The organism is Alistipes sp. dk3624, from assembly GCF_009557455.1.
GTDB classification, from domain to species: domain Bacteria; phylum Bacteroidota; class Bacteroidia; order Bacteroidales; family Rikenellaceae; genus Alistipes_A; species Alistipes_A hominis.
Map to the genome: position 1 here is coordinate 2,737,159 of NZ_CP045651.1, position 16,136 is coordinate 2,753,294.

Consider the following 16,136-nt stretch of genomic DNA (forward strand, 5'->3'; position numbering starts at 1 on the left):
GATCCTGCAAAACAGGTTTCAAAGATAGTAAATTTCTGGCGAACGGGATGCAAAACGGCGATGAATTTTTCATGCGGCAGGCTCTGGACGAAGCCCGCAAAGCTTTTAATAAAGGAGAAGTGCCCATCGGGGCGGTGGTCGTGTACGGCGACCGGATCGTGGGACGCGGCCACAACCTGACCGAAACGCTGGCCGATCCGACGGCGCACGCCGAGATGCAGGCGCTGACGGCGGCGACCGGAGCGATCGGCGGGAAATACCTGAACGAATGCCGTTTGTATGTGACCGTCGAACCGTGCGTCATGTGTGCCGGGGCTTGTTTCTGGTGTCAGGTGGGGCAGGTGATTTATGGCGCGCCCGATCCGAAACGGGGGGCGTCGCTGCATACGCCTTCGCTGTTCCATCCGAAAACGCAGGTTCGCACCGGCATTCTCGAACAAGAGTGCCGCGAATGGATGGAGCGGTTTTTCCGAAAGCTACGGTTTTAATTTTCTCTCTGCAACAGGACCCTCTCCACCGTTTACAGTATATCAGTCAATAAAGAAGTATGCTGAATTATGAATACGAAAAAAATTCTACTTGAGGTCGGATTTTGGTTATTTTGCGGATTGTATTTGTATTTATACATAAAAGATCCGCTGCAAAGGCTTGGGTGGGAGGATGATTCCACGGCTTCTTCGGAGTGGCTTATCATAATAATCGCTGTTGCCTATATCCTTGTTTATAAGCGGGATATTGATCCTGAGAAAAAGAAAATATACAAAAGGTCGATTGTTCTTTGTTACCCGCTCTTGTTGTGTTTACTGTATTTTTTTAACTAAAACATCAGTTTGTAACTTCTATGTACACAATGATTTAAAGTAGTAGGTTGGTCTCGACTCCGAAAACGCAGGTTCGCACCGGCATTCTCGAACAGGAGTGCCGCGAATGGATGGAAACCTTCTTTCGCAAGTTGCGTTTCTAGTTCTCTCTTTCCCGAATAGCAGAAAATAAAAATAGTTTGGTATTATTTGAGATTTTATCGGACTATTTATTTGTAAATAGTTGATTGTTAGTGTGTATTTATATTAACTATATTTTTTAGTTAAATAATTATGTAAAATAGTTTGTGAACTATTTTTTTTAGTTATATTTGTGTCGTAGCTCTCCGTTTGAAAAATCAATCATTAAAAACAGGAACCATGAAACATTTGACAAACCGCGAAGAAGAGATTATGGAGCAGTTCTGGGACCGAGGACCGCTGTTCATCAATGATATCCTGAAAGCGCTCGGCGATTTGAAACTGCACTATAATACGGTGTCTACGGTCGTGCGCGGCTTGGAGGACAAAGGATTTGTCGATCACGAGCAGTTCGGAAACACGTACCGTTACTTTCCGGTCATCTCGCGCGAAGATTTCAGCCGGATGTCATTGCAGAACATCGTAGGCAAGTATTTTAACCATTCCTATGCATCGGTGCTTTCGATGTTCGTCGAGGAGGAGAAAATCTCTGCGGAGGAGATCCGGGAGTTGATCGCACAGGTGGAGGCTCACTCCCAAAAAGAAAAGAAATGAAAGCGTTATTGATCTATTTGCTCGTTACGAGCGTTTGCACCGGCGTTTTTTATGGTTGTTTCCGGTTGCTGATGCGGAAAGAGACGTGTTTCGCTTTTAACCGGGCGACGTTGCTGCTGATCGTGATCCTGCCGCTGGCGATTCCCTTCCTTCCGTCGCCGGGCGGGTGGAGCTGGACCGGCGCGACGATTCCGGAAACGACGTTCGCGACTCGTTTGAACGGGTATTCTACGGCGTCTCCGCTGCCGGTCGCTAATTCGGGAATATCCCGTACCGGCGTTCCGGAAGATCGGGGAGCGAAAGAGCGTCCGGTGGTTCGGGATAGGGAGACGGTCGCCCGGGCGGCCGAAATTGTCGATGTCCCGGTCGTTTTGGTCACTCCGGTCGGGATCGTATTCTGGATCTACCTTTTCGGGGCCGGGGTGTCGTTTTTCATATTCGTTGTGGGGATGTTCCGTCTGTTCGGATGGCTCAGGCAAGCGCGTCCCAGGAGAGAGAACGGGGCCGAGGTGATCGTCTTGCCGGGGATGGTGTCGGCGGCTTCTTTCGGAAAATACGTGGTCATTTCCGACGAAGATTACGCGAACAACCGGGAGGAGATCCTGACCCACGAGCAGGGACACCGGCAGTTGGGACACGTGTTCGATCTGACGTTGCTTACCGTGGCGCAAATCGTCTTCTGGTTCAATCCGGTGATCTATCTGATCAAGCGGGATCTGCGTGAGATACATGAATACCAGGCCGACGATTATGCGTTGAAGCGTGGCGTTGACGCCCGTAAATACCAGATGCTGATTATCCGTAAAAGCGTCGGCCTGCAACATTTTGCACTCGCAACCAATTTCAATAACACCTATTGTCAAACCAAAAAACGAATTGCTATGATGAACACGATGAGAAAAAACGGAAGGATTTATTGGAAGTCGCTGGTTTACCTTCCAGTAGCGGCTTTGGCGCTGATGTCTTTCGGAATGGCCGGAAACAGCGATGCCGCCGGATCGCTGACCGTGCCGGAAGGGTGGATCAAAGCGGGCACCGCACCTGAAAATTATGAAATGGGAGTCGATCCGTCTGCGAAAAAAGATGGGAAGAACGTAGCTGTGATTCAGTCGGTCGAGGCTTTTCAGTCAGGCGTTGGAAAGTTCGGTACATTGATGCAGATGTGTCTTCCCGGCCAATATGCCGGTAAACGCGTTAAAATGACTGCGGATATCAAATCGGAAAATGTTACCGGTTGGGCTGGCATGTGGTTCCGGGTCGATGCGAAAAATTCCAGAAACAGTCTCGCTTTTGACAATATGCAGGATCGTCCGATAAAAGGAACTACGGATTGGAAGCAATGTCAGATCGTACTCGATGTCCCTGCCGATGCGGGAAAGCTGGCCTACGGCGTATTGTTGGACGGAGAGGGAAAAGTCTGGTTCGGTAACGTGTCGTTCGAAATCGTCGGCGATTCGGTTCCGTTGACAGGCATGGATATGAATCCAAATATTCCCGAATCTCCTGAAAATCTGGATTTCAGTAAATAGAATCCCGTGTCTCGAAACGGATCGGGCGGAGTCGGTTGCCTCCGCCCGATCCGGCGTGTTCAGTCGATAGGCGTTAATATTTTACGGGCTTCGGCGGTCGGCATGATGTTGAAGTGCCACCACTCCTCGGAGATGGTCGTGAAGCCCGCTTCGGTCATTACCCGGCGCAGCAGCAGTCGGTTTTCCAGTTCCCGCCGGGTGATACGCGCCGAGTCGAGCAACTGCCGCTCGTCGGTAATGCGCGCTTCGTCGCCGAAAAAGTCGTAACACGATCCCATCGGCAGCGGTTGTCCGGTGCAGTCCATTAGCGTCAGGTCGACCGCTGCTCCGAAGTTGTGCATACCGGGGCCGTTGTTCGGGTTGGCTACGAAATCTTTCATCGCGGTTCCTTTGACCATATCCCACATTTCCCGCTGTACCGAAAGGGGGCGTGCGGCGTCGTAGACCAGCAGGTTCAGGTCGGGACGGATCGCTTTGAGCCGGTTTTTCGCATCGATCAGCATACCGGCCGTTTCGGGCAGCATGAAGGCTTTCGTCAATCCGTGATAGAGCCGTTTGCCCATGAAGTTGTAGGGTGTCGCATAGACCAGGCGCACGGCGATCGACGAATCCTGTTCGGCGATGTCGACCAGTCCCTGGTCGCGCATTTTCTTCTCGACGGGCGTATCGTTCGACTCGTGGTTGCTGAACAGCGATTTTACGGTGTCGGCCGGGATGATCTGTATCTGTTCCACCGTGTTTCGGCGGAGGTTGCAGCAGGCGCAACCCATCAATAGGCTGATCAGAAGTCCGGTTTTCAGTGCGGTAAATTTGTATTTCATGGTCTTTTCGCTTTGTGTCGTGTCGTATATGCCGGTACGATGCCGTATCGGAACGCGGGACAAAGATAACCGGAAATTCCGGTTATCTTTGTCCCGCGGTTTGTCTTGGGGTTCGATTCTTTTTAAATGTTCGGGTATTTATTTTTCCGGTTTTTCGTTTTCTTCCGGATTTCGAGCAGGCTTATCGGATCGATCAGACGTTATGACGGCGGGTATCTCTACGATTTTGACGCGGGAGTTTTTCGACAGGGATTTGGTCTTGATTAGAATCACTCCGTTTTTGCCTCTGTCGCCGTAGACGCCCACAAGCGTCGGGTCTTTGAGCACCGATACCGTTTCGACGTCGTTTGGATTCAGTCCCTTGATATTGTCTACTTCTTTCTCGTCGATGAGAATGATGGGGCGGGGTTTCCCGAATATTGAAGTATCGGAAGAGGCTCTGTTTGTTGAGTCTGAGAATCTTGCCATTCGGTTGGCCAGCGCATGGGACAGATTGGCCGATTGCCTGTTGAGCGCAGCCATACGGGATGCTATGGAACGGGTTTGTTCGGACGAGAGGTTGTTTGTCAATGCATGGGCCAACTGGGCCGATTGTCTATTGAGCTCAGCCGTACGGGAGGCCAAAGCATTGGCTTGTTTGATCAGATCGGTCGATTGCCTGTCGAACGCAGTCGTACGGGATGCCGTATCGGTCGTATGCTCCCGGGCGTTTTGCGATGTCTCGGTAGGCTGTTCCGGTTGTTTCGAAACGGTCGGGCGCGCTGCGTTTTTTTCGTTCTGTTCATCGGCTGTCGAAGGCGGCGGCGCGGGGGAGGTAGGTGCGATCGCATTTCCGCCATTCGTCCCGGTTGCGGAGGAAGAGGACATTTGTTGCACGGCGGATAACCTCTGGGGGCTTTCCCCGTTGTTCGGAGAGTACGGTTGTTCGGTGTCGGCGGTCTCCGTAAGTACGGATTGCCGTACCGGGCGTTCGGTAAAGGAAAAGCAAACCGTCAGGAGCGCGGTTAGCGGTAATGCCAGCAAAATTCTGAATTTCGACCGGCGTTTTTGTTTGTTTCGAGCGATCATGATAAGGCGTTTTTTGATGAGTGAATAACAGAACCCGCTGACAAACTCCGGACGGATGACGGTAAGTCCTCCGAGGATCAGCGCGATGTATTGTTCCGAATCGAAACCGTTGTTCAGTACCGCATCGTCGGCCTGGAACTCGTGCACCTCTCTGAGCGAACGTTCCCACAGCCACACGAACGGATTCCACCAGAATAGAATCCGCAGTACGGACGACAGCAGAATGTCCCAACTGTGGCGCAGTCTCGCATGGTGCGTCTCGTGCGCGACGATCTGCGCGATGTCCTGCGGCTTCGTCCCCAGTTCGTTGATATAGATGCGATTGAAGAAGGTGAAGGCGGAACCCTGCATGTTGAGGCCGTAAATACGGATTTTGCCCGGTTGTAGCAGCGTGGCGCGACGGGTGATTCTCCACAGCCGGAATCCGCCTGCCGATAACGCCAGCAGCATGATCAGATTGCCTGCGTAGCAAAACAGTCGGAGTCCCTGCGGAATACCGCCCGGTCGGGTGCCGGGGAGCGTTTCGGGTTGTATTCCGGTGAAGATCTCGGCCGGAATGCGGAAACCGTACGGTTCTCCTCCGGTTGCCTCCGGCGTCCATACCGGAACGGAAAGCGCCGGAATGACAAAAGCCGCCGCTACTGTCAGCAGCAGGTAGGCCCGGTTGCGTGCGAACGCCTTGTCGCGTGCGAACAACAGCCGGTAGGCGATCCAGAATGCTGCGAGGCAAATCTGTGTTTTGACGAGGTAGGGTAGTTCAGTTTCCATAGTTTTACGGTTGAGGTACCGTCGGATCGGGGTGCGCCGTGCGGTTCCGGGTTACTCGGTTCGTTTTTTTGTTCGGGCGATGGCTTCCTGCGCGATTTGCAGGATTTTTTCGGACTCGTCGGCCGGCAAGTGTTCCTTCTCGCAGAAAAACGAGACCATTCGGGCGAATGAGTTGCCGAAGAAATTGCGGACGACTCCCTGCATCAGGTTTTGCGTGTAGGCTTCGCGCCCGAACAGCGGGTAGTAGCGGTGGCTTTTTCCGAGGACTTCGTGCCCGACGGCGCCTTTCTTTTCGAGGATGCGCACGATCGTCGAAACCGTATTATAAGCAGGTTTCGGTTCGGGCATCCGTTCGAGGATATCGTTTACGAAAGCGTTTTTTTCGTCCCACAGGATTTGCATTATTTCGAGTTCCGCCCGGGTCAGTTCCCGCATGTTTTCCCGCTCCGTCTCTTTTTTCATAATATACCGGTTTGATTTGAAAACAAACATATAACTAAAATTTTAGTTGTGCAAGTTTTTTAACTAATTTTTTAGTTGTTGTCGGGTGTTTTTACTGTATGTTGTTTATTTACAGGTTTTTTGTGTGGTCTGTTTTCCGGGTGCGGTTTTCCGGGACTTTTTGTATTTTTGCGTCGGGTATAAAATCCGTTTCCCGGCGTGTTCGGAAAACGGGCGGATAAACCGAAAAGATCGGGATGTAAATAATTTGTTATGAACGGAAAATATAAAGTGCTTTTTGTCTGTCTCGGGAATATATGCCGTTCTCCGAGTGCCGAAGCCGTGTTTCGCGAGGCCGTTGACAAAGCCGGAATGAGCGGAAAGGTCGAGGTGGATTCGGCCGGAATAATCGGTTACCATGCGGGGGAGGGGGCCGATCCTCGAATGAAGCGACATGCGTCTCAACGGGGATATCGGCTGACTTCGATATCCCGTCCGGTGATTGCGGAAGATTTCAACCGTTTCGATTTGATCGTCGGTATGGACGATCGGAACATCCGGGACCTGCGCCGCAAGGCTCCGGCGGATGGCCGGGCCGAGATCCGGAAAATGACCGATTTCTGCACCCGTTTCGACGAAACGGAGGTTCCGGATCCCTATTACGGCGGGGCGGCAGGGTTCGAGCGGGTGCTCGATCTGTTGGAAGACGCCTGCGACGGATTGTTCCGCTATGTGAGCCGGCAGGCGGAGACGGAACGGTAGATGCCGTCTTCGGGTTTCCCGGAATCTTATTCGCCGGTTTTACCGGTCAGCCAGAGTAGCTCGTCGATCATCGGGCGCAGCAGTTTCTCGGTCGCTGCGGGAGAAGCGGCCGTCCCTTTTTCGTCGAAAGTCTCCCCGGCCGAAATCACCGTGCACAGCATCGGTACGACCAACGCCCCGAGTTTCAGCAGCAAAGCCTGGAGTTGCTGTACCGTCGCGATTCCCGGCACTTTGCCCGAGGTGACCGAAACGACCGCCACCGGTTGGCGGCGCCACTCCTGCAGGTACAGGTCGATGACGTTTTTCAGCGCGGCTGAGAAGGAGGCGTTGTAGACCGGGGTGACGATGATCAGCGCGTCGGCCGCCACGAGTCGTTCGGTGAAATCGATCACTTTCCCGGACGGATTCGGCAGGAAGGCGAAACGTTCCTCGAACAGCGGAAAATCGTACGCTTTCAGGTCGAGTATTTCGGTTTCGGCCAGTTCGTTGGCCGTCAGATAGTGTTGAAGATAGAGGGCGACACGGTGACTGAGGCGTCCCGTCCGCACGCTGGACGATAGAATGGCAATCCTTTTCATAGTAATTCGATGTTCAAAACGGTGCTTTTCAAAGATACCGTTTTATCCGTGAATAAAAAATACCGAACGATCCGAATTTTAGTCGTTCCTGAAGCGGACGATGGCGCAAAAAGAGCGTATGGAATCAAATATTTTTGAATTATGGCAATTATTTTTAACTTTACGACCGGTCATAGCATTTTTTTATGTGCTGAATATCGTCATTTAATCTCCTCGGATTATGAAACGTATCGTATTCTTTTTGTTTTGTATGCTGTTTTCCTTTTCTTTTTCCGCCCCGGGAAAGGACCGGTCGTTCTTTTTCGTTCAGTTGAGCGATCCGCGGTTGGGCCTTTGTAGTGAGGACGGCGGTTTCGAGCGGGAAAAACAGCAGTTCAAGCAGTTTATCGACGCGATCAACCGGTTGAAGCCCGCATTCGTGGTGATTTCCGGGAATCTGGTGAACGACCGCGGGAACGCCGCCCAACTGGCCGGGTTCCGGGAGTTGTGCCGCCGGATCGATTCGAAAATCCCGATTTATCTGTTGCCGGGCGCTTGCGACGTAGGGGACGAAGCCTCGCCCGAAGCGGTGCAGGATTTTATCGGCCGGTACGGCAGCGATCGTTTCGTTTTCCGTAAGGAAGGGTGTTGCGTGATCGGCCTGAATACGCCGGTCGTAAAAGCGGGGAACTCCGGGCAGCGCCGGCAGCAATACGATTGGCTCGAAAAGCAGCTCCGGCACGCCGGGAAATACCGGCGCCGGATACTGATCGGACATCATCCGTTTTTTGTAAACCGGCCGGACGAACCCGACGCCGACGAAAACATTCCGTCGCAGGAACGGCAGCGATACCTCGATCTCTGCGCCCGTTATCGCGTCGATCTGGTGCTGGCCGGACACCTGTGTCGCCGGATGGAATCCGATTTTAACGATACGCATTTCTCGGTAGCCGGTTCAGCCGGCCACCCGGCGGGAAAAGAGAAACCCGGTTTGCAGATTGTGATCGTTCATCCGGAGCGGATTCATGCGGTTTATTACGAGATCGACCGGATCCCTTCCTGCGTGGAATTATTTCGTCATTAATCCGGACCGAAATTGTTTCTGCCTGAAAATGTGATTAAAACGGGGCGATAGCGTAGAAATTCGTAAATTTCCGTAACTTTATCGCGCCGATTGTGCGACGCAGGAAGCGCCGCAACGATCGGTCGTATCTAAAAGCATCAGAACAGTTATGGAGAGTACCGAACAGATACTTTTTCTCGGGTTGGGCTATATCGGCCTGCCGACGGCGGCCGTGGCCGCATCCAAAGGATTGCAGGTCATCGGAGTCGATATCGATCCGCAGGTCGTGGATACCGTCAACCGGGGCGAGATTCACATTGTCGAACCGGGATTGCGGGAGGTAGTCCGCGAAGTCGTGCGGGCGGGACGGTTCCGGGCCGCTACGAAGCCGGTCGCGAGCGGCGTTTACCTGATCGTCGTGCCGACTCCGTTCAAAGGGAATCACGAGCCGGACGTTTCGTACGTGGAGGCCGCTACGCGTTCGGTCGTTCCGTTGCTGAAAGCGGGCGACCTTTTTATCATCGAATCCACTTCGCCGGTCGGAACGACCGACCGGATGGCGAGGCTGATCTTTTCGGAGCGGCCCGAGCTCGAAGGGCAACTGCACGTCGCCTACTGTCCGGAGCGGGTGCTGCCGGGCAACGTGTTGCACGAGTTGGTGCACAACGACCGGGTGATCGGCGGGATCGACGAGGCTTCGACGCAGCGGGCGATGGCTTTTTACGCCCGTTTCGTGGAGGGCGCGCTGCATCCGACCAATGCCCGGACGGCCGAGATGTGTAAGCTGACCGAAAATTCGTCGCGCGACGTTCAGATTGCCTTTGCCAACGAACTTTCGCTGATCTGCGCCAAGGCGGGGATCAACGTCTGGGAATTGATCGAACTGGCGAACAAACATCCGCGCGTACATATCCTGCAACCCGGCAGCGGGGTGGGAGGCCATTGCATTGCGGTCGACCCTTATTTTATCACGGCCGATTTTCCGAGCGAGTCGCAGTTGATCGCCAAATCGCGCGAGATCAACAATTATAAGGCCTTCTGGTGCGCCGGGCAGGTCAAAGCCGCTATCCAGCGGTTCAAAGTGACGCAGGGGCGTCCCCCGCGGGTAGCCCTGATGGGACTGGCTTTCAAGCCGAATATCGACGACCTGCGCGAGAGTCCTGCCAAGTATATCGCTTCGAAAGTGATGGAGGGGGAGGATGCCGATTACCGGATCGTCGAGCCGAACGTGCGGGAGCATCCGGTATTCAAACTCGCCGATTACCGGAAGGCTTATGCCGAATCCGATATCATCGCTTTTTTGGTGGCGCACAAAGAATTTAAAACTCTGGAATATCGGGACAACGCCGTTATTCTCGATTTTTGCGGTGTTTTTAAAAAACAGTAACGGAATGAAAAAAATCATGCTGGTTTTCGGCACCCGGCCGGAGGCGATCAAAATGGCCCCGCTGGTCGGAGCGCTCCGGGAGCGTCCCGACCGGTTCGAAACGGTCGTCTGCGTCAGCGGACAGCACCGCGAGATGCTGGATCAGGTGTTGCGTCTGTTCGGGATCGTTCCCGATTACGACCTGAATATCATGAAGCGGGGGCAGGATCTCTACGATATTACGACGGCCGTGCTGGCCGGGATGCGCGGCGTGCTGGCCGAAGCGAAGCCGGACGTGGTGTTGGTGCACGGCGATACGACCACTTCCGCGGCCGCCGCGCTGGCGGCTTTCTACGCGCGGATTCCGGTGGGGCATGTCGAAGCGGGCCTGCGTACGCACGATATGTACAACCCATGGCCCGAGGAGATCAACCGTCAGTTAACCGGGCGGCTGGCGTCGTTTCACTTCGCGCCGACCTCGCTGGCCCGCGAAAACCTGTTGCGGGAGGGCGTTCCGGACGACCGGATATTCGTGACCGGCAATACGGTGATCGATGCGCTCCATGCGGTGGTCGGACGGATCAAGTCGGACGAGGCCCTGGCCGGGAGACTGGCAGGGGAGCTGCGGCGGGCGGGATACGATGCCGCGAGGCGATTGTCCGATCGCCGGCTGGTGCTGATTACCGGACACCGGCGGGAAAATTTCGGGGACGGCTTTTTGCGTATTTGTACGGCGATCCGGACGCTGACCGGCAGGTTCCCGGAGGTCGATTTCGTCTATCCGATGCACTTGAACCCGAACGTGCGGCGCCCGATCGGCGAGGTTTTCGGGACGGACGCGCCGCAGAACCTGTTCTTGATCGAACCGCAGGAATACCTGCCTTTCGTATACCTGATGGAGAAAAGCGCGGTCGTGCTGACCGACAGCGGAGGCATTCAGGAAGAGGCTCCGGGGCTCGGTAAACCGGTGTTGGTGATGCGCGAAACCACCGAACGGCCGGAGGCCGTGCAGGCCGGTACGGTCAAGTTGGTCGGTACGGACGAGGCCCGGATCGTTTCCGAGGTTTCCGCTTTGTTGACCGACCCCGTTTATTACCGGGCAATGAGCGAGGCCGTGAATCCCTACGGGGACGGGGAGGCCTGCGGACGGATCGTCCGGTTGCTGGAATAGACTGTTGGCAAAACCCGAAGTCGGGATATCTGTTTAGCGAAAAGCGCGACTATTTGCGTCTTTTCGGAATAATTTTACGGATGAATTTGTTATTTCAGAAAAAATAATTTAATTTTGATATTAAGGCCGTCTGGAACGGTTTTTGGGTCTGAATACGATATTTGCGCATCCTTAAATTTTTGACCTATGAAAAAGAGAATGAAATTGGTTTTGGCAATGATTCCGGCGCTGGCTTTGGGCGGTTGCAAGTCGGCTCTGGAAATTCCCGTCGTCGAGACGGGGTGGGATATTTACACCGGCGGACAGTACCGTTACGGACCTTCCATCATCGTCAACAAAGACGGCTCGGTCGATGCGTGGTTCGCCGCTCCGGGCGGTTATCACGACGACGGCAATCTGAAATTCGATGCCGATGCCGTCATGAAGCCGGTCGTGCTGGGCAAAGGCATGACGGCCGCCCAGCGGTTCGCCGAAACCAAACCGTTCTATTCGGTACGCGTGATCTGCCCGAATCAACAGGCGAAAAACGCATCGCTTACGTTCAGCCTGTACCGGTGGGATACCGACTATAAAACGACCCTGCGGCACCGTCCGGTGGCCACGCAGCGCTATGAAAATTATAAGGACAACCAGAGCCTGGAGCTGGTCAACAAGGATAAGTTTCCGTACGGCGAATACTTGTGGACGCTCAGCGACGGCAACAACGACCAGTGTATGGTCTGGCAGTCGGATAAGAATATGGAAGGGGTGACCAACTATTTGAACGGAGAAGAGGTCGCCGGTAGCTTCCGGGCACGCGTGTCGCAGGACTTTTCGGACGGAACCATATTCTGGGATCAGGCTTCCTATCAGCATTCGACCGACGGAGGCAAAACGTGGACTCCGGAGCAGATGGTGCTGCTTCCGACCGAATTTGCTTCCGATCATTTTTCGGTATGCGACCCGGCCGTAGCCCAGTGGGGCGATTATTACTATGCGGGTTATACTTCTACTGAAAACGAGGGGATGGTCGAAAACCATGTTTATATCGCCCGTTCGAAATCGCCGGTAGGCCCGTGGGAAAAGTGGAACGGTTCGGGCTGGACTACCGGGACGGACGTACAGCCGATGATCCGGTACACGGACGATCCGAAGAAGTTCGGAGCCGGGGAGCCGTCGTTCGTGGTGCTCGGCGACAGCGTCTATTGCTATTATACCTGGAATGCGACGGGCGACGAGTCGATAACGACCCGGTTGGTTACGGCCGATGCGAACGATCCGAATTGGCCCGCCCATCTGAATTTCCACGGGACGGTGATCAATAAGAGCGACATCAAAGGGGCCGATCATTGCGATGTGAAATACCGTGACGATCTCAAGAAATTTCAGGCGATCCATGCCGCCCAGCGGATGGGTCCCGACAGCTATATCGTGTTGTGGGAATCGGAGGACGGAATCCATTTTACCCGGAAAGGAGAGATTCGTGATAATTTGAAGCCTTACCTGCACAATTGCGGGTGGAGCGGCGACGGCCGGGGACACATGCGCAAAGGGGTGCAGCAGTATATCTCCTATGCGTACGGTACGCCGGAAGCTGCGTGGGGACAATGGAATACGTGGTGGAGTCCATTGAAACTGACCGAATAACCAAACTACTATGAAAAGAAGGAACCTGTTGTTCCCATTGCTGATAACGGCGATGGGCTGGGGATCGTGCGCTAAAAACGATCCCGGAAATGTCGGAAACGGATCGCTTGTTGTCCGCCTGGATGTCGATCCGACCGTGAGAGTCGTAACTGCGTCGGCAACCAAAAGCGCGGATGCCGCCACCTTCACGCTCGAGATCCTGCAAAACGAAACGGTGATTAAAAAGCTGTCGCCCATCGGCGTCGATCCGGGGCCTATCGAATTGCCTTCGGGAGTTTATACGGTGCGGACCTATTCGCAGTCTTTTACTGCGCCGGCTTTCGATACGCCCGTTTACGGCGGATCGGCGGGGGTGTCGATCGCCGTTGACAACGAAACCCCGGTTTCGATCGGCTGCAAGCAGACCAATGCCGGCGTCCGGGTCAGCTATTCGGAAGCTTTTCGCGCCAACCATTCGACGCGTTCAACGACGATCCGGCAGATCCAGGGCGCTCTGACATTTACTGACGACGACGTTTCCGGTGGGCGAATCGGCTATTTTCCGGCCGACCGGGCGACGATCGTCGTTACGGCCGACGGAGTGGAATACGAGCAGGAGCTGACGCTGGATGCCCAAACCGTCTATAACGTGAGCGTCGACGACGCGCCTCAGTCGGTTTCGGGAAACCTGAAACTCGATATTACGGTTTCGACCGATGTGAGCGAGCAGGACGTGGCGGTCGTTTTCCCTTCCGGCGTGGTCGATTATACGGAGACGATGGGCGGCGTTCCCGTTTCGGTCGAGCAAAATGTCAGCGGGTATGCGAAATGGTCGTACCTGAAAGCTTCGTATGCGGGATCGGGCGCTTTCGTTTCGTCGGCCGCTCCTTCCGATTACAACGGCGCTTCCGGCGGAAATTACCTGTTGTTCAAGACGTCCGGCGCCTATTTTACGGTTTCGGGCCTGAATACGTCGATGGCGGCGAACGATCTGGTGCTGTCGTTCGGATGCTGTAGTTTTTCGCAGGCTTACGATGTGAATAACCTGACGGTCAGCGTGAGTCAGGATGAAGGGGCTAATTTTACGCAGCTTCCGATCGCGTCCGATGCTCGTCCGGCGAATAAAAAATGGGCTCAGGTCTCCGTTACGGAGGGAATCCCGAAGACCAAAAATCTGGTGATTCGTTTCGATTGTCTCGGAACGAATTACGGAATCGACGATATCCGGTTGAAAACACTGTAAAAAGCAGCGAAAACAACGGGCGTTCCTCCCACAGGAGGAACGCCCGTTTCATGCCGGATATCGTTCCGGACGATTATCTCCAACGGGTCGTATAATTTTTCAGTTCCTGTCTCAATTGCGGATGTTTACCGCCGGTCAGCCGGTTGAGAAGCTGGTGAAATTCGGCCCCGTGGTTTTTATGTAGCGTGTGGCAGAGTTCGTGAACGATGACGTAGTCGATCAGGTGGTCGGGCAATTTCATCAGATGGATGCTCAGCGACAGGTTGTTTTCCGACGAGCAACTGCCCCAGCGCGACCGGGTGTTGCGGATCGTCACGGTTCCGCAACGGAATCCGAATGTTTTACAAAGTGCGTCGACCCGTTGCGGCAGGTAGGCTTTCGCTTCGATACGCCATGCTTCCTCGATTCCCTGCTGGATGATCCGCTGAACCTCCGGAGCGTCGTATCGCAGGGCGGCGGGATAACTGACCCGGATGATTCCGTTTCCGATCCGAGCCGAAGGGCTCAAGCAGGGACAGGGGTTCAACTGCAATACGTGACTGCGCGTAGCGTAGGGCAGTTCGATCGTTTCGTGCGGGTAGCGCCTGGCGAGCCGTTCCCGGGTACGGACGGCCCATTGTTCCTTTTCGTTCAGAAATTGGATCGCCTGCTGGTCGCTGACCCCCGAAGGGATCGACAGGCGTATTTCACCCGTTGCCCGGATGCTGATGCCGAGCCTGCGTAACCGCGACGAGCGGACGACCGTGATCGCACCGAGCGACGGATGGTGATATTCCGCCATGAACTTTGCTTATTTAACCAGTTCCGTTTCGGCCCGGTCGACCCGGTCGAAATGGAACTTATCGAGCGTTTGCTGCATCAGGGCCGAAATTTCGTCGGTACACAGGTTGCCGATACTCCCTTCGTGGGTGTGGTGTACGGTTTTTTCTGCTTTAAAATTCCCGTTTTCGATGTCGATCCCTACTTTTTTGTAGGCTTCCCGGAATGGAACTCCGTTGAGCACCATGTTGTTGACCACTTCGACACTGAACAGGTAATCGTATTTCGGATCGTCCAGAATGTGCTCTTTAACCTGCAGGTTTTCGAGCATGTAAACTGCCATATGAATGCAGCTCCGCAGTTCGGCGATGGCCGGGAAAAGCACTTCTTTGAGCAACTGCAGGTCGCGGTTGTATCCGCACGGCAGGTTGGTCGTCATCATTGCGATCTGGTTCGGAAGTCCTTGGATCAGGTTGCATTTGCCCCGGATCAGTTCCCATACGTCCGGATTTTTCTTGTGCGGCATGATGCTCGATCCGGTGGTCAACTCGGCCGGATAGGAGATGAATCCGAAGTTCTGGTTCAGGAACAGCGTGTTGTCCATCGCCAGCCGCGCCAGCGTAGCGGCGACCGACGACATGGCCTGCGCCATGATCCGTTCGCTCTTTCCGCGCCCCATCTGGGCATATACGACGTTGTAACTCAGCGTGTCGAAACCGAGCAACTGCGTGGTCATCGTACGGTTCAGCGGGAACGACGAGCCGTATCCGGCGGCCGATCCGAGCGGATTCTTGTTGCAGATGCGGTAGGCGGCGTGCAGCATTTCGGTATCGTCCACCAGGCTTTCCGCATAGGCTCCGAGCCACAGCCCGAACGAGGACGGCATTGCGATCTGCAGGTGGGTGTATCCCGGCATCAGCACCTCTTTGTACTTTTCCGAAAGTTGTTGCAGCCGGTGGAACAACTGCTCCACGTCCGCTACGATCTCCCGGATCTGCCGCCGCAGGAAGATCCGCAGGTCGACCAGCACCTGGTCATTGCGCGAACGGCCGCTGTGGATCTTTTTGCCGGCGTCGCCGATGCGCTGCGTCAGCAGGAATTCGACCTGCGAGTGCACGTCTTCGACGCCCTCTTCGATCGTAAATTTTCCGGCCGTGATGTCCCGGTAAATGTTTTTGAGTTCGCGCTGCACGTTTGCGAGGTCTTCGCTGCCGAGCAGTCCGATGGATTCGAGCATGCGCGTGTGCGCCAGCGATCCCAGGACGTCGGCTTCGGCAAGAAAGAGGTCCATCTCGCGGTCGCGCCCGACGGTGAACTGTTCCACCGCCTTATTCACGTCGTTGGTTTTTTGCCACAACTTCATCTGTCTGTCGTTTTTGGGTTTTAAACAGGGAGCGTACGGGCATTTGCGGGTACGCCCCGTAATT

At 54.5% G+C, this 16,136-nt stretch carries 15 protein-coding genes; 9 read left to right on the forward strand and 6 right to left on the reverse strand.

From position 1 onward, the window contains the following. Positions 1–47 precede the first annotated feature (47 nt). The 3 genes from GFH31_RS11665 to GFH31_RS11675 all read left to right on the forward strand — a co-directional run bounded on the left by GFH31_RS11665 (position 48) and on the right by GFH31_RS11675 (position 3,085). Positions 48–488 carry a nucleoside deaminase gene (locus GFH31_RS11665; RefSeq protein ID WP_228385763.1) on the forward strand — a complete coding sequence of 147 codons (441 nt, stop codon included), beginning with the start codon at positions 48–50 and terminating at the stop codon, positions 486–488. 693 nt (positions 489–1,181) lie between these two features. Continuing rightward, positions 1,182–1,556, forward strand: coding sequence for a BlaI/MecI/CopY family transcriptional regulator (locus GFH31_RS11670; RefSeq protein WP_055205490.1), 375 nt, complete (start codon positions 1,182–1,184; stop codon positions 1,554–1,556). Beyond that, complete coding sequence (locus GFH31_RS11675) at positions 1,553–3,085, forward strand: M56 family metallopeptidase (protein ID WP_153497971.1); 1,533 nt, start codon at positions 1,553–1,555, stop codon at positions 3,083–3,085. Before GFH31_RS11670 ends, GFH31_RS11675 begins: the two co-directional genes overlap by 4 nt. A 59-nt stretch (positions 3,086–3,144) precedes the next feature. On the opposite strand, the gene GFH31_RS11680 is transcribed toward GFH31_RS11675, so the two are convergent. From GFH31_RS11680 to GFH31_RS11690, 3 genes are all read right to left on the reverse strand, one after another. Next, a complete protein-coding gene (locus tag GFH31_RS11680; RefSeq protein WP_118656292.1) occupies positions 3,145–3,906 on the reverse strand; it encodes a M15 family metallopeptidase in 762 nt (253 codons plus the stop codon). A 138-nt stretch (positions 3,907–4,044) separates the two neighbouring features. After that, positions 4,045–5,742: a M56 family metallopeptidase gene (locus GFH31_RS11685; RefSeq protein ID WP_153497972.1), complete on the reverse strand. Its 1,698-nt coding sequence runs from the start codon at positions 5,740–5,742 to the stop codon at positions 4,045–4,047. A 51-nt stretch (positions 5,743–5,793) separates the two neighbouring features. Beyond that, positions 5,794–6,204 (reverse strand): BlaI/MecI/CopY family transcriptional regulator, encoded by a 411-nt coding sequence (locus GFH31_RS11690; protein WP_228385764.1) that lies wholly within the window; start codon positions 6,202–6,204, stop codon positions 5,794–5,796. 252 nt (positions 6,205–6,456) lie between these two features. Here GFH31_RS11690 and GFH31_RS11695 point away from each other — a divergent pair, with 252 nt between their 5' ends. Beyond that, the gene (locus GFH31_RS11695; RefSeq protein ID WP_118656284.1) at positions 6,457–6,945 is read left to right on the forward strand and encodes a low molecular weight protein-tyrosine-phosphatase; all 489 of its coding nucleotides are present in this window, start codon (positions 6,457–6,459) and stop codon (positions 6,943–6,945) included. Positions 6,946–6,971: 26 nt separating this feature from the next. On the opposite strand, the gene GFH31_RS11700 is transcribed toward GFH31_RS11695, so the two are convergent. Continuing rightward, on the reverse strand, positions 6,972–7,523 hold the full coding sequence (locus tag GFH31_RS11700) for an NADPH-dependent FMN reductase (protein WP_101571043.1): 552 nt from the start codon (positions 7,521–7,523) through the stop codon (positions 6,972–6,974). Positions 7,524–7,743: 220 nt separating this feature from the next. Between GFH31_RS11700 and GFH31_RS11705 the strand changes: the two genes are divergently transcribed. From GFH31_RS11705 to GFH31_RS11725, 5 genes are all read left to right on the forward strand, one after another. Continuing rightward, entirely contained in the window at positions 7,744–8,586 is an 843-nt protein-coding gene (locus GFH31_RS11705) for a metallophosphoesterase (RefSeq protein ID WP_153497973.1), read from the forward strand. 148 nt (positions 8,587–8,734) lie between these two features. Next, entirely contained in the window at positions 8,735–9,952 is a 1,218-nt protein-coding gene (gene wecC, locus GFH31_RS11710) for a UDP-N-acetyl-D-mannosamine dehydrogenase (RefSeq protein WP_153497974.1), read from the forward strand. 4 nt (positions 9,953–9,956) lie between these two features. Next, positions 9,957–11,102, forward strand: coding sequence for a non-hydrolyzing UDP-N-acetylglucosamine 2-epimerase (wecB, locus tag GFH31_RS11715; RefSeq protein ID WP_118458009.1), 1,146 nt, complete (start codon positions 9,957–9,959; stop codon positions 11,100–11,102). Positions 11,103–11,288: 186 nt separating this feature from the next. Continuing rightward, positions 11,289–12,728, forward strand: coding sequence for a hypothetical protein (locus GFH31_RS11720; protein ID WP_101571036.1), 1,440 nt, complete (start codon positions 11,289–11,291; stop codon positions 12,726–12,728). Positions 12,729–12,738: 10 nt separating this feature from the next. Then, a complete protein-coding gene (locus GFH31_RS11725) occupies positions 12,739–13,950 on the forward strand; it encodes a DUF4493 domain-containing protein (RefSeq protein WP_101571034.1) in 1,212 nt (403 codons plus the stop codon). Positions 13,951–14,023: 73 nt separating this feature from the next. On the opposite strand, the gene GFH31_RS11730 is transcribed toward GFH31_RS11725, so the two are convergent. Further along, positions 14,024–14,731, reverse strand: coding sequence for a M48 family metallopeptidase (locus GFH31_RS11730; RefSeq protein WP_153497975.1), 708 nt, complete (start codon positions 14,729–14,731; stop codon positions 14,024–14,026). A 9-nt stretch (positions 14,732–14,740) separates the two neighbouring features. Further along, complete coding sequence (gene argH / locus GFH31_RS11735; protein WP_055205502.1) at positions 14,741–16,072, reverse strand: argininosuccinate lyase; 1,332 nt, start codon at positions 16,070–16,072, stop codon at positions 14,741–14,743. Positions 16,073–16,136 lie beyond the last annotated feature (64 nt).

Excerpts from the sequence above, each read along its gene's own strand:
- GFH31_RS11665 (WP_228385763.1), top strand. The coding sequence starts at position 48 with ATGCAAAACGGCGATGAATTTTTCATGCGGCAGGCTCTGGACGAAGCC.
- GFH31_RS11670 (WP_055205490.1), top strand. The coding sequence starts at position 1,182 with ATGAAACATTTGACAAACCGCGAAGAAGAGATTATGGAGCAGTTCTGG.
- GFH31_RS11675 (WP_153497971.1), top strand. The coding sequence starts at position 1,553 with ATGAAAGCGTTATTGATCTATTTGCTCGTTACGAGCGTTTGCACCGGC.
- GFH31_RS11680 (WP_118656292.1), bottom strand. The coding sequence starts at position 3,906 with ATGAAATACAAATTTACCGCACTGAAAACCGGACTTCTGATCAGCCTA.
- GFH31_RS11685 (WP_153497972.1), bottom strand. The coding sequence starts at position 5,742 with ATGGAAACTGAACTACCCTACCTCGTCAAAACACAGATTTGCCTCGCA.
- GFH31_RS11690 (WP_228385764.1), bottom strand. The coding sequence starts at position 6,204 with ATGAAAAAAGAGACGGAGCGGGAAAACATGCGGGAACTGACCCGGGCG.
- GFH31_RS11695 (WP_118656284.1), top strand. The coding sequence starts at position 6,457 with ATGAACGGAAAATATAAAGTGCTTTTTGTCTGTCTCGGGAATATATGC.
- GFH31_RS11700 (WP_101571043.1), bottom strand. The coding sequence starts at position 7,523 with ATGAAAAGGATTGCCATTCTATCGTCCAGCGTGCGGACGGGACGCCTC.
- GFH31_RS11705 (WP_153497973.1), top strand. The coding sequence starts at position 7,744 with ATGAAACGTATCGTATTCTTTTTGTTTTGTATGCTGTTTTCCTTTTCT.
- wecC (WP_153497974.1), top strand. The coding sequence starts at position 8,735 with ATGGAGAGTACCGAACAGATACTTTTTCTCGGGTTGGGCTATATCGGC.
- wecB (WP_118458009.1), top strand. The coding sequence starts at position 9,957 with ATGAAAAAAATCATGCTGGTTTTCGGCACCCGGCCGGAGGCGATCAAA.
- GFH31_RS11720 (WP_101571036.1), top strand. The coding sequence starts at position 11,289 with ATGAAAAAGAGAATGAAATTGGTTTTGGCAATGATTCCGGCGCTGGCT.
- GFH31_RS11725 (WP_101571034.1), top strand. The coding sequence starts at position 12,739 with ATGAAAAGAAGGAACCTGTTGTTCCCATTGCTGATAACGGCGATGGGC.
- GFH31_RS11730 (WP_153497975.1), bottom strand. The coding sequence starts at position 14,731 with ATGGCGGAATATCACCATCCGTCGCTCGGTGCGATCACGGTCGTCCGC.
- argH (WP_055205502.1), bottom strand. The coding sequence starts at position 16,072 with ATGAAGTTGTGGCAAAAAACCAACGACGTGAATAAGGCGGTGGAACAG.